This is a genomic window from Ruegeria sp. (assembly GCF_965199275.1).
Taxonomy (GTDB): domain Bacteria; phylum Pseudomonadota; class Alphaproteobacteria; order Rhodobacterales; family Rhodobacteraceae; genus Ruegeria.
Genome location: NZ_CBDAQX010000022.1, coordinates 308734 through 320941 on the forward strand (window position 1 = coordinate 308734; position 12208 = coordinate 320941).

Consider the following 12208-nt stretch of genomic DNA (forward strand, 5'->3'; position numbering starts at 1 on the left):
GGGGGGGGCCGCTCGCGGCGGGGCGGCCCCTCCCTCCCATGTGACGAAAGCGCGCCATGCAACACCCGGAGCAACACCCGGAGCAGAGCACAGAGCAGACCCCGGAGGCCATCGCCCGCGAGATCGTGGCCCGCGAGGGCGGCTATGTGGATGACCCGGACGATCCCGGCGGGCCCACCAAATGGGGCGTGACGATCCACACCATGCGCACCCTCATGCTTGATCTTGACGGCGACGGCGATGTGGATGGCGAAGATGTCAGGTGCCTCACCCAGGAGATGGCCGTCGATATCTTCCTGCGGCACTATTTTCGCGCGCCCCGCATCGACTGGCTGCCGCAGGCGCTGCACGCCAGCGTCTTCGACATGCAGGTCAACGCGGGCTCAAACGCCATCAAGATCCTCCAGCGCCTGCTGCGGCTCTGCGGCCAGGACGTCAGCGTCGATGGCGCCATCGGACCCCAGACCGCGCGGGCAGCAGACGCGCTGGCCGCACAGGGCGCGCCGCTCGCGGACGCCTATGGCATCGCCCGGCGCGATTATTACTTCCGCCTCGCCGAGCGCCGGGCGCAGTTCCGCAAATACGTGCGCCGCCGCGATGGCGGCAAGGGCGGCTGGATCCGCCGCGCGGAAGACTTCATCGCCCCGCGCTTCCATCTCTCGCAGCGCCAGTTCGAAACCCGCATTGCCACCTGGACCTGAGGAGGCCCCACATGTTCCTGCGCATCCTCTCCGGCCTCTTCGGCGGCACCCGCAATGTCGCCACCGAGGTGATCGAAACCTTCCGCCCCAATGCGGAAAGTTCCGCACAGCGCGCCGCCGATGCCAAAGCCGCCGCCCTGGCGCAGTTTGCCGCCGAGTTCGCAAGCCCGCCCGCCGGAGCCTTCGACCGCGTCGTCAACGCGCTCAACCGCCTGCCACGCCCGGTCATGGCGCTCGGCACCATCGCGCTTTTTGCCTTCGCCATGTGGGACCCCCAGGGCTTTGCCATCCGCATGACCGCGCTCGAGCTTGTTCCCGACAATCTCTGGATCATCCTGGGCATGATCATGAGCTTTTATTTGGGAATTATATACTTAAGTAACATTTATGATTGACGGACTCCGACGCATTTGTTACATTTTAATAACATTCAGGAGTGTAAAAATGACAAAAGCACCGGGAAAATCAAACCGCAAGGGCCTGACCTTCCTACAGGTTGCTGCAATGTTCGGTAATGAAGAAAAGTCGCGTAAGTGGATTGAGGAACTACATTGGCCAGATGGTCCGTTTTGCCCGCATTGCGGTTCTTTCAACGTGCAGTCAGGCATCAGGCATCCAAGCATGACGCACAGGTGTCGTGAGTGCTCCAAAAAACCCATGTTTACGGTTCGGGTCGGCACGATCCTTGAGAATACCCGGCTACCATATCGCACATGGGCCATTGGTATTTACTTGTTCACAACTAACCTTAAGGGCGTATCTTCGATGAAGTTGCACCGTGAGCTTGGTGTTACGCAGAAGTCCGCGTGGTTCATGCTGCATCGTCTTCGGGCTGCAATGGAGGCAAACATGCCTTGGTTTAATGGCCCAGTCGAAGCAGATGAAACCTACATAGGCGGCAAGGAAGGCAACAAACACGCGAAGAAGAAACTCAAGGCTGGACGTGGCGCTGTTGGCAAGGCTGCTGTTGCTGGTATCAGGGATCGCGAAACGGGTCAGGTTGTTGCCAAAGTGGTAGAGAGCACAGACAAAGAGACCTTGCAGGGGTTTGTGAACGAGCATGCCGTCGAAGGAGCAACACTCTATACCGATGAGGCTAGTGCCTACAAGGGCATTGACAGGCCGCATGAGGTGGTAAAGCACTCAGTGGGTGAATATGTCCGCGATCAGGCGCACACCAACGGGCTGGAAAGCTTTTGGGCTCCTATGAAGCGGGGTTATAATGGCGTCTATCACAAGATGTCGCCCAAGCATCTGCAACGCTATGTGGACGAGTTTCAGCACCGTCACAACAACAGGCCAAAGGATACAATCGACCAAATGGGCGGCGTTGTGCATGGGATGGCTGGAAAGAACCTGCCTTACAAGAAGCTAATCGAGGATAACGGATTGAATAGCGGAGCGCGGTCATGAGCGTCGGAACTTCGCAAAGTACTGCCGGGGTATTTTCCAACACGCGCACGGTGACCGTGCCAAAGCTGGTGCTTCCCGATGTCCTTAAGCCCAACACGCGCCTTAAGATGGACGGTCTTGAGTTCCTTTCCGCTATACCTGCGGACGCAGTTCCAGTCGCATTCTTCGATCCCCAATACCGTGGCGTGCTTGAAAAGCTGGCATATGGGAACGAAGGCAAAGTTCGTGGAAAACGCCGCAGCGCCCTACAGCAAATGCCGGAGGAGGCCATCGCCAATTTTATTCGCGGAATAGATCGTACGCTTATCCCATCAGGCCATCTCTTTTTATGGGTGGATAAGTTTCACCTTTGCCAAGGTATTCACCCGTGGCTGGACGGAACGAGGCTGGACATTGTGGATCTTTTAACGTGGAACAAGGGTACATTTGGTATGGGCTATCGCACTCGGCGCAGAGGAGAATACTGCATAGTACTACAGAAACAGCCGCGTAAGGCAAAAGGCGTGTGGAAAATACATAACATTCCAGATGTAATTCAAGAACAAGTATCCCAGCGGGATCACCCACATTCCAAACCAATAGACATACAAGGTCAACTCATGGCCGCCGTGAGCCACGAAGGCGATTTTGTAATTGATCCGGCTGCCGGGTCGTTTTCGGTTCTGCAAGCGGCACGAAACCATGGCCGCACCTTCCTTGGTTGCGACTTGAACGGTTAGATTATGGCACGATTACGGGATGCCAAACCAAAGAACACATCTGGTTCTTACGCCCGGTTGTTTGGGAATGAAGCGTTAGGTGAATTGGCCAGCAAGATACAGTCAGCTGTAATCTCATCGGGGTCAGAACTGGAATCGATGATCGTGGAAGCTGTTCCCAACATCCCTAATCTGGACACCTTTTTGGAACAAGAAATCATGCCTGAGGGCGTGTTGCTTGCCCGAAAACGTGAAATTAAACGAAGTCGGACCTTGGATTTTTCGGGATCAGAGCCTGACTTTATGGTTTTCAAGCGCCGAAAAGGCGAGCAAAACTGCCATATAGTTGAGTTGAAGGACGGTCATGTGTTCGACACAAAAAAAGCTAGCGCAGAGAGGCAGTCAATGCACGGGTTCATTCAACGCAACGCCCAGCATATTCAATATCGGTTCCAGGCACACTTTTGTGCTTTCAATCAAGAAGACAAGCAAGCGATCTGGGAAGGATTCAAGAAGAGAATTTCAATCGATGAGGCAATGACAGGTCGGGAGTTTTGTGATTTGTTGGAAATTGATTACGACAGTATTGTGCGGGCGCGTCAGGCCGACGGCCCCGACAACGTAGAGTTTTTGTTGACCGAACTGGCTAAAATTGAACCAATCCAAACCCGCTTGCGAGAACTTCTCGGCTAAAACCAATGTATTCAATTTAGGAATTCGCATGACAAACCAACGTTACAATGCAGACCTGCCTGAACCCGCCGATCTGCACATCAGATCGAACAAATATCAACCGACCAAGGCTGAGTTGGAAGAAGAAATCGACATGCCTGAAATGTCATTGGATGAAATCAGGGCTGCATTCATGCGGCCAATGAGTATCAAGAAGCCTGATTAAAGAGAGCGCAGAGTGCTAAAATACCTTGCGCGGTTTTCGTTTTTATCGCGTCAATATGCGACAGTCCACTATAAAAATGTTACTTAAGTATATAATTCCCTTCTGAAACCGTTCCAACAGACGGCGAACCTGGCCGGAATGACGTATCTAAGGCCTTTCGTGGCCCATGGCATGGCGGTGGCAACTCGAGAGCAGAGTGAAGAGAACGTGCCCCATATGCTGGCCTATTTGAGCGATCCCGAATTGGACCCCAAGGTGAGACAGGCCCGTTTGCTCAAACAATTGGAAGACGACCCCTCACTGGCAGCGGCGGTAAGCTGAGGTCGACCGATCCTGCGCTGGACAGAAAACACAGGTTTTTCAGCCGGCGCGGGTTCTCCGATGCCCAATGAAAGGTAGACTATCAGCGCGGAACAAGAGTGTGAGACAACGATGGCCGAGACTGATCACCAGAACCACTGGTTGATTCCCGACGGTCGCCTGTTGGGCGACGAGAGGCTTATCGTCAAAGGCTATTGCGAAGGATTGGCCGCGCTTGGCGTCCCCCTCGCCCGCGCAAGGATCGCGCAGAATTATTCGAACCCTTTGCTCAGCGCTTGGGGGATCATCTGGACACCCGAGGAAACCCGCCGCTATACCGTACCGACCACGGTTTTATCCACCAGCGCGTGGCACGGCAGCCCGTTCGAATATGTCGTCACCCAGCGGCGCCCACTACGCAAACGCCTGACCGATCCGGACGTTCTGGCAGAGCATCCGGTCTATGCCGAGCTGGCCGAAGCAGGCGCCACCGATTTTCTGGCCATCCCGCTGGAGCACGGCAACGGCTCGGTTCAGGGCACCAGCTTTACTTCAAACGCAGATACTGGGTTTTCGGACGCACATATCCACTACATCGAAGACACGCGATACGCACCTGCCGCGGCTTTGGAACCCATTGCGATGCGCCAGTCGCACAAGAGCCTTCTTCAAACCTATCTGGGGCACGGCCCCGCCGAAGAAATTGATCAGGGGCACATAAAGCGCGGAGAACACAGAACAGTTTCTGCCGCAATCCTGTTTGCGGACCTGCGGGGCTTTACCCAAAAGGCCTCAACCTGGTCCGAGGGCGATTTGCTTGCCATGATGGGTAAGTATTTCGAGATGGTTGTGTCGCCCATCCAGGAAGAGGGCGGTGACGTTCTCAAATTCATGGGGGACGGCATACTAGCCGTTTTCAACATTGATGATGACGCAGAAGCCTCGTGCCGATCTGCGGTGCGGGCGGCAGAACACGCCCTGACCAACCTGCGCGACTACAACGAGACAGCCGCCGAAAAGGGAAACGAGCCCATCGAGTTCGTCGTCGGCATTGATTTCGGTCGCGTCACCTTTGGCAACATCGGCAGCCCTGATCGCTTGGATTTTACGGTCGTTGGTCAGGCTGTGAACGTGGCCAGTCGCGTTCAGGAACTGTGCAAGAAACTGGACGAAAAGATACTGGTGACTCGGAGCGTCGCAGAACATGTGACAGGCTACAAACACGCAGCTGGCTATCATGCTATCCGCGGCTTGCCGAAGAAAATCGAGGCTTTTGCGATCCGCGCATAGCTCTTCGAAGTCAACTTTTCGCCGAATAAAGTTGTTTGTGTCGAATCTATCGCAAGGATTTTTCGCTTATACAGCGCATATGGGGCACATGCCTATTGGCTTGGACAAAACGAGAATAGTTGTTGGTGAGGAATATAGCTGGGGTGGTAGGATTTTTTGTCAACATATTGAAAATTAACAAAATAAAGGAAATTGGGGTCAATGGGTAGTGTTAGGAAATTGGTTTGAGTCCAGCATTGTGCCTCACTTTCTGCTTTTGACTTTTTAGATGTTAGAGAGTTCGCGGGTCATACGACTTGCGCGGGATTTGGGAGGCCAGCCGAACTTCGCTGCTCTCGGCATCAAGGTCTGCTTAGCGGGTGTATGTTCAGGCATAACTTTGCACGCCGGCGCGAACGCTTGGAGTTCCAAGGCCATGGCAAAACTCAGGTTTATAGGAGCAGCAGGCGCAGCAGTGGCGAGTTTGGGCGGCAAAGCTGACTTTCGCTGCGCCTACAAAGAACAGGAGCCGTCGATCCGAAAATCTCGGCTGCTCTGTACGACTAAGTAGAACGATGTACTTTTTCCGGCCTGCCTTTTAGGTGGCCGGATAGTTTCATCTGAAGGTCGTCAGGTGAATTGATACCAAGGCGTGCGAGGCAGTGGCATTCGGGTCGCAACGCTGGCTTGCAACTGAGCCGCCGTAGTTTTTAGCGCATCGATAACAAATTCGCGCCGGTTGTCGATCAAAGCGGATGCGAAATGCGGAATCGTCAGCGACGCGATCACGGACTGCCCCATGCCATGACGGATAGGTGTTGAAATCTCGCTGATAGCATTGCTCTCCGGACTGCCAAGAGAGACATAGTTCTGGTCAGCGCAGACTGCCGCTTGATCAGAAAACTCTTGCAGAGACTCCGGGCTTTCACCCGATGCTATTTTGCGAAGATAGGCCAGCCGATCTTCGCGTGAGGCAATCTCTGAAAGAAAACACGCCCCGGCCGACGTCGGAAACACGGGCGTTGTGTAACCGACCTGCACCGTGACGCCGTAGTTCTGGGACGACGAGACACTGTTGATCACAATCAACTCGTCTTTGCCATTGGGCACCCAAAGGTGGTTGGACAGTTCGATCTCTTCAGCCAAACGGTTCATGTAGGGTTCAGCCAATTCTGCCAGTTTGCTGTTGTCTGAGCGGTTTCCACCCAGCAGAGCAAGTTTTCCGGTCAGTTTAAACAGGTCACCTTCCTGGCGGTCGATGTACCCGCGCTCCTCCAGCACGATCATCATGCGGAAGATTTCGTTCTTCGAACGGCCAATTCCCTGCGCAAGCTGAGACAGGGTCGGGGCAGTATCCGACAAAGACAGAAACTCAAGAATATCCAATCCCTTCTCCAAAGCGGGAGCGGAGTATTTTTGGAGTTTCGTTTTTTGCTCGGACATTAGCGGCACCTTTTTTCGAAGCTTTCTCAAAAAAGACCGCAGGGGCGCAAGCCCCTGCGTGTCCGACCGGCCACCCCGACAGGGAGGAGAAAGGAAACCGGCCTGATTGGTCCTTACAGGCCGTTCTTCTTCAGGATTTCTCCTGCGTTATCGGCAGTGATTGCCTCGGTGCCCATGACGACCGACTTTGGCACCTCTTCGCCTTTCAGGTGTTTCAGTGCCTGACGAAGACCTTCGGCACCAGGAGTTGGATACAAGAATGTGGCCGACAGTTCGCCATTGGCGACCCAGGTCACGCCTTCACCTGGCAGAGCGTCAACACCGATGAAGATGATATTATCCGCGCGGCCAGCGTCCTTGGCGGCCAGATATGCACCATAAGCCATCGGATCGTTGTGGCCGTAAACCATGGTGATATCTTCATAGTTGCGCAGGGCGGTCGACATGATGTCGTAAGCCTGATCCTGTTTCCAATCGCCCGACTGCTGATCAAGCAGGAAGGTCACGCCTTCTTCGCCTTCAAACGCCTCGTGGAAACCATTTGCGCGGTCATGGGCAGCTTGTGTTCCCAGGCCTCCCCAGATCTCAACGATGGTGCCTTTTGCTGCACCCGCACCGCCCAGCTGGTCCAGCGCAAACTTACCGGCTTCGCGGCCGATCAGTTCGTTGTCGCCGCCGACCCACTGAACGAACTTTTCGGTGTCCACGTTGCGGTCCAGAACAAAGACAGGGATGCCAGCGTCTGTTGCCTGCTCGACTACACCGGTCAGACCGGCAGATTCCTTGGGCGAGATCAGGATCGCGTCAACTTCCTGACGGATAAAGTTCTCCACATCCGCCACCTGCTTTTCGGTGCGGTCGTTGGCGTCCGCGATGATCAGCTCGACATTGTCGTGCTGGTCTGCTTCCGCACGCAGATCCTTGTTGAACTGGACACGCCAGGGCTCAACTGTGGTTACCTGCGAAAATCCGATCACATAGTTGTCAGCCGCCAGTACCATCGAGGCCGAAAACGAGGTTACGAGCGCGGTGGCGGCCATCAGGCCCTTGCCAAATACTCTTCTTTTCATAGTCTACTCCTTAGTCATGATGCGGGTTTCTCCAAATTCCCGCGTTCTGATTGCTCTGACCTTGGTCCGCCAAGATTTGAGGTCAGAGCCTCCTCCCTCTGCCGAGGCGCTCTTTCGCCATGACAAAGATCTCTTCCAATCGCCCTTCCTGAAGCAGGACGGCGACCACGATGATGATGCCTTTCAGCACCAGCTACGTGTTGCTGTCGATGTTGTTGAGTTGCAGGATGTTGCTGAGGAAGCCGAAGATCAGCACCCCGACGAATGTGCCCATGATCGCGCCACGACCGCCCATAAGGCTGGTGCCACCAATAACAACGGCTGCAATCGCATCCAGTTCCAGTCCCAATCCGGCATCCGGTTTGCCCTGCCGGAATTGCGCGACATAAAGGACGCCAGCCAGCGCTGAGAGGCCGCCGGCCAGCGCGTAGGTGATGATCTTGTTGCGCCCCACATTGATACCCGCCAGACGCGCGGCCTCTTCATTACCGCCGATGGCCATCAGGTAGCTGCCAAAGGTGGTGAACCGCGTGATCAGGAAAAAGACCAACAGGACACCAAGGAAGAAAAGCCCAGGTACGGGCAGGACGCCCCACAGCAATTCACGCAACATTTCGAAATTCTCGGTCGCGTTGCTTCCGGTGTAGACCGGATAAACAGCCGTATCTTGCCCGGCAATGACCCGCGCCAAACCCAGCGCACCCACCATCATCGCCAGCGTCACGATAAAGGGTTGCAGGCGGCCGTAGACGATCAGAGCGCCGTTCACCGTGCCCATGACAGCGCCGATGCAAGGCACCACGATCAGCACGGCCAGAACTCCGAATTTCGGCATGACCTGACCAGCCAACCAGACCATCACACCAATTGCGATTGCAGCAGCGACCAGACGGCTCAGCATCCGCGACGGCGCGCTCGTTGTAGCGGCTCTTTCTGAGGTTCGGTTCAGGTTACTTTGTACGAAGTAGATCAAGGCCGCGATGGTCACAAAAAGGACAATACCGGTTGCAGGCACGCCAAAGTAACTTGCAGCTGTCCAGCCTTCCTGTGTGAGCAGCATGGCACAAATCACCGTGCCCAGAGCCATGACAGACCCCACTGACAGATCAATGCCTGCGATGAAAATCACCATCGTCATCCCGACCGCGACAATTCCAGTCACCGACACCTGACGCAGGATGTCCGTCAGGTTACCCAGTGACAGAAAGATGTTGTTGCCCTTTGAAGAAAGGGGAGAGGTCAGCGCACCAAACAGGATCAGGGCGAACAGTCCCCAATATAGTTTGGTCTTGCTCAATAGCAGCATGAACATTGCCGCACCTGGGCGATCTTGTTTCACTGTCGGGCTGTTGGGTTCCATAACGGTCATGTCTTTTCTCATTTGTGGGCCGGGGCAGTTAGCGGAACTGCATCGCCAGGGCCTTGATTGAATCCACGGACATTTCTTTTCGGGAAAGTTCTCTGGCCATCTGGCCTTCGCACAGCACAATCATGCGGTCGCAGACGGCCATGAACTCAGACAACTCAGAACTTGCGAACAAAACCGAGATACCCTGATCCGCCAATCGTCCTACGAGGTCATAAATTTCGTCCTTGGCGCCGATGTCGATACCGCGTGTGGGCTCATCCAGCAGAAGGACACGGGGCTGCGTTGCCAGCCATTTGCCCAGAACCACCTTCTGCTCCTGACTTCCGACATTTTTTCGTATAAGTCATTGATATTATTATGCCTTGGTTGCCAAAAGGCACTACACGGACTTTTTTCGCCAGCGATTGTTTCGGAGTGTTGAGGGAGCTCAGGCTTTGGTCTGGCCAGTTTTTCGGGTGCGCCCGGGGGGTATCTTGAAAGGGGCTTCGTTCCAGGTCAGGCCGACGCAGGTGAGGATGCGTCTGGCATCGACCGTGGCATGGCTTGGCATGCCGTAGCGGTCAGGGGTGCCTTTGTGGCGCAGGATCGAGAGCTGCAATGCGTTCAACTCGTTGCGGATACGAGCCGGGCTCATCGGGTGTCCGAGCAGGTCCAGATGCTTGCGCAGGTGCTGCAGGCAGCAGAAGGCCATGTAGCAGATGGCGATATGGGCCCGGACCCGACGCGGCGACCAGTGATAGATGGGCCGGATTTTCAGATCGTGCTTGTTGGTGCGGAAGCAGGCTTCGATCTCCCACAACTGGTGATAGCGGGCAATGACGTCCTGTGCCTCCAGTTCGTCCGCACCATGAACAACAATGGCATGCAGCCCGTCCCATTGTGCCGCTGCCTTGATCTTTGCATCATCCAGCGTGACGTCCCCGCTGTCGGGGAAGGCCAGGAAGCGGCCATATCCCCGGCTGCTGAAGCTGCCGGGTTTGCGAGAGCGCTTGAGCTTCTTGTGCAGCTTTTCGATTGCCTTGTCGCGCTTGTGGGCATCATTGCGTGCCCGGGTGGGTGACCAGGTCACAATGACCCGCGCTCCCTCCTGGTCGATCACCTTGTACCAGCCCTTCTCGGTTGCCTCTTCAGAACCGTGTCCAGCCCAAGGCTGGCGTCCCTCCGGGCTCAAAATGTTCGCCTTCACGGCGGCCGGGGCGGACTTCATGCGATAGCCGAGGATGTAGGGCAGACCCTTGTTCTGCAACATCTGCTGGTTGTCCTTGCTGAGCATGGCGGCATCGGCCACGAACGTGACCCTGGCCACGTCGAAGCGTCCCTCCAACGCCTTCAGCGCAGCTTCCAGCGTATGACCTTCCCAGGTGTTTCCCGGGAAGAGTTCATAGCCCACAGGCAGCCCATCGGAGGTGACGATCAGCGCCAGCATGACCTGAGCGCGGTGATGCTTGCCATCCTTGCTGAAGCCCTTGGCCAGAAGATGATCCTGCTCGACCCCGTCCGCATCCTCGGCCGGGTCCTCGCGCTCGGTGTCAAAGGCCAGGGTCGTGCAATCGTAGAACAGCACGGTCACTGGCCCGCCCAGCAACTTCTCTGCCGCCGCGTGAGAGGTTTTGCAAATCCCGTCTATCACCGGCGTATTGATGTAATCCATGCTCCGATAGACCACGTCCAGATTGAGCGTGATGCCTGCCTGGTTCTCCAACGCCTCCACGGTCGCGCGCTTGCTCTCGGGCTGTGCGATCCGCGCCATAACCAGCTCTTTCACAATGCGATTGGCACTTTTACGCGCCGCCCCCAGAAGGGCCCCCCAACCCAGTTGGTCATACATCGTCCCCATGACATCCCGCAGACCCAGAGAGACCCGCGCCTCCTCACGGCACTCGGCAAGATCAACGCCAAGCTTGTCCGGCCGCGGAGCGCGGCGCACCAGCGCCTGCAGATCGGCATATTCCGTGGGCGTGAACAGTTCCATTTGCGGCGAGCGATCAATGCGTAATTGCTCCATCAAGCGGCCCGCCAGACGCTTGATATCCTCAATCTCGCTGTCGTTATGGGCCACACCCACATGGCGCAGGATCTTCTGGCGTACCTTGGAGCCGGTGCGGACGGATTCAACGATCTGGATCCGTGTGCGGTTGAGCTTTGCGTCATGTTTGGTGCGGATGAACATGGGCGAAGAGGTTAGCCATCTGAAGGCCCATGTCAATACTTTTTATAATAATGGGGCACTACAACGCGCCTCTGAGCAACCACACCTGAAAACAAACCAAAAACCCAGTCAGATCAACAAAAAGGTCGGAAGTCAGGAAACAGCCGTATCTTGCCCGGCAATGACCCGCGCCAAACCCAGCGCACCCACCATCATCGCCAGCGTCACGATAAAGGGTTGCAGGCGGCCGTAGACGATCAGAGCGCCGTTCACCGTGCCCATGACAGCGCCGATGCAAGGCACCACGATCAGCACGGCCAGAACTCCGAATTTCGGCATGACCTGACCAGCCAACCAGACCATCACACCAATTGCGATTGCAGCAGCGACCAGACGGCTCAGCATCCGCGACGGCGCGCTCGTTGTAGCGGCTCTTTCTGAGGTTCGGTTCAGGTTACTTTGTACGAAGTAGATCAAGGCCGCGATGGTCACAAAAAGGACAATACCGGTTGCAGGCACGCCAAAGTAACTTGCAGCTGTCCAGCCTTCCTGTGTGAGCAGCATGGCACAAATCACCGTGCCCAGAGCCATGACAGACCCCACTGACAGATCAATGCCTGCGATGAAAATCACCATCGTCATCCCGACCGCGACAATTCCAGTCACCGACACCTGACGCAGGATGTCCGTCAGGTTACCCAGTGACAGAAAGATGTTGTTGCCCTTTGAAGAAAGGGGAGAGGTCAGCGCACCAAACAGGATCAGGGCGAACAGTCCCCAATATAGTTTGGTCTTGCTCAATAGCAGCATGAACATTGCCGCACCTGGGCGATCTTGTTTCACTGTCGGGCTGTTGGGTTCCATAACGGTCATGTCTTTTCTCATTTGTGGGCCGGGG

The 12208-nt window shown here is 55.7% G+C and carries 15 protein-coding genes; 9 read left to right on the forward strand and 6 right to left on the reverse strand.

Annotated features, from left to right (window positions below; translation table 11 throughout):
- Positions 1-56 precede the first annotated feature (56 nt).
- The 8 genes from ACOERD_RS21220 (at position 57) to ACOERD_RS21255 (ending at position 5300) form a co-directional block, all read left to right on the forward strand.
- A complete protein-coding gene (locus tag ACOERD_RS21220) occupies positions 57-701 on the forward strand; it encodes a holin-associated N-acetylmuramidase (protein WP_419740359.1) in 645 nt (214 codons plus the stop codon).
- Between the two features lie 11 nt (positions 702-712).
- Positions 713-1096, forward strand: a complete 384-nt coding sequence (locus ACOERD_RS21225) for a 3TM-type holin (protein WP_419740360.1) — start codon at positions 713-715, stop codon at positions 1094-1096.
- A 49-nt stretch (positions 1097-1145) separates the two neighbouring features.
- Complete coding sequence (locus ACOERD_RS21230; protein WP_419737678.1) at positions 1146-2114, forward strand: IS1595 family transposase; 969 nt, start codon at positions 1146-1148, stop codon at positions 2112-2114.
- Positions 2111-2833, forward strand: a complete 723-nt coding sequence (locus ACOERD_RS21235; RefSeq protein ID WP_419737677.1) for a DNA methyltransferase — start codon at positions 2111-2113, stop codon at positions 2831-2833. The genes ACOERD_RS21230 and ACOERD_RS21235 overlap by 4 nt, the downstream gene beginning before the upstream one ends.
- 3 nt (positions 2834-2836) lie before the next feature.
- Complete coding sequence (locus ACOERD_RS21240; RefSeq protein WP_419737676.1) at positions 2837-3505, forward strand: hypothetical protein; 669 nt, start codon at positions 2837-2839, stop codon at positions 3503-3505.
- Between the two features lie 28 nt (positions 3506-3533).
- On the forward strand, positions 3534-3710 hold the full coding sequence (locus ACOERD_RS21245; RefSeq protein ID WP_419737675.1) for a hypothetical protein: 177 nt from the start codon (positions 3534-3536) through the stop codon (positions 3708-3710).
- Positions 3711-3848: 138 nt separating this feature from the next.
- Positions 3849-4031: a hypothetical protein gene (locus tag ACOERD_RS21250; protein WP_419740361.1), complete on the forward strand. Its 183-nt coding sequence runs from the start codon at positions 3849-3851 to the stop codon at positions 4029-4031.
- 111 nt (positions 4032-4142) lie between these two features.
- On the forward strand, positions 4143-5300 hold the full coding sequence (locus tag ACOERD_RS21255; RefSeq protein ID WP_419740362.1) for an adenylate/guanylate cyclase domain-containing protein: 1158 nt from the start codon (positions 4143-4145) through the stop codon (positions 5298-5300).
- A gap of 609 nt (positions 5301-5909) precedes the next feature.
- On the opposite strand, the gene ACOERD_RS21260 is transcribed toward ACOERD_RS21255, so the two are convergent.
- The 5 genes from ACOERD_RS21260 to ACOERD_RS21280 all read right to left on the reverse strand — a co-directional run bounded on the left by ACOERD_RS21260 (position 5910) and on the right by ACOERD_RS21280 (position 11331).
- Complete coding sequence (locus ACOERD_RS21260; protein ID WP_419740363.1) at positions 5910-6722, reverse strand: IclR family transcriptional regulator; 813 nt, start codon at positions 6720-6722, stop codon at positions 5910-5912.
- A 113-nt stretch (positions 6723-6835) separates the two neighbouring features.
- Entirely contained in the window at positions 6836-7792 is a 957-nt protein-coding gene (locus ACOERD_RS21265) for a substrate-binding domain-containing protein (RefSeq protein WP_419740364.1), read from the reverse strand.
- A 193-nt stretch (positions 7793-7985) separates the two neighbouring features.
- Entirely contained in the window at positions 7986-9161 is a 1176-nt protein-coding gene (locus tag ACOERD_RS21270) for an ABC transporter permease (RefSeq protein WP_419740365.1), read from the reverse strand.
- A 28-nt stretch (positions 9162-9189) separates the two neighbouring features.
- Positions 9190-9468, reverse strand: coding sequence for a hypothetical protein (locus tag ACOERD_RS21275; protein WP_419740366.1), 279 nt, complete (start codon positions 9466-9468; stop codon positions 9190-9192).
- A gap of 120 nt (positions 9469-9588) precedes the next feature.
- Positions 9589-11331 carry an IS1634 family transposase gene (locus ACOERD_RS21280; RefSeq protein WP_419737624.1) on the reverse strand — a complete coding sequence of 581 codons (1743 nt, stop codon included), beginning with the start codon at positions 11329-11331 and terminating at the stop codon, positions 9589-9591.
- Here ACOERD_RS21280 and ACOERD_RS21285 point away from each other — a divergent pair.
- The gene (locus ACOERD_RS21285) at positions 11324-11563 is read left to right on the forward strand and encodes a hypothetical protein (protein ID WP_419740367.1); all 240 of its coding nucleotides are present in this window, start codon (positions 11324-11326) and stop codon (positions 11561-11563) included. The two genes, ACOERD_RS21280 and ACOERD_RS21285, sit on opposite strands and share 8 nt — an antisense overlap.
- Here ACOERD_RS21285 and ACOERD_RS21290 read toward each other — a convergent pair.
- Positions 11464-12183, reverse strand: coding sequence for an ABC transporter permease (locus ACOERD_RS21290; RefSeq protein WP_419740368.1), 720 nt, complete (start codon positions 12181-12183; stop codon positions 11464-11466). The two genes, ACOERD_RS21285 and ACOERD_RS21290, sit on opposite strands and share 100 nt — an antisense overlap.
- Positions 12184-12208 lie beyond the last annotated feature (25 nt).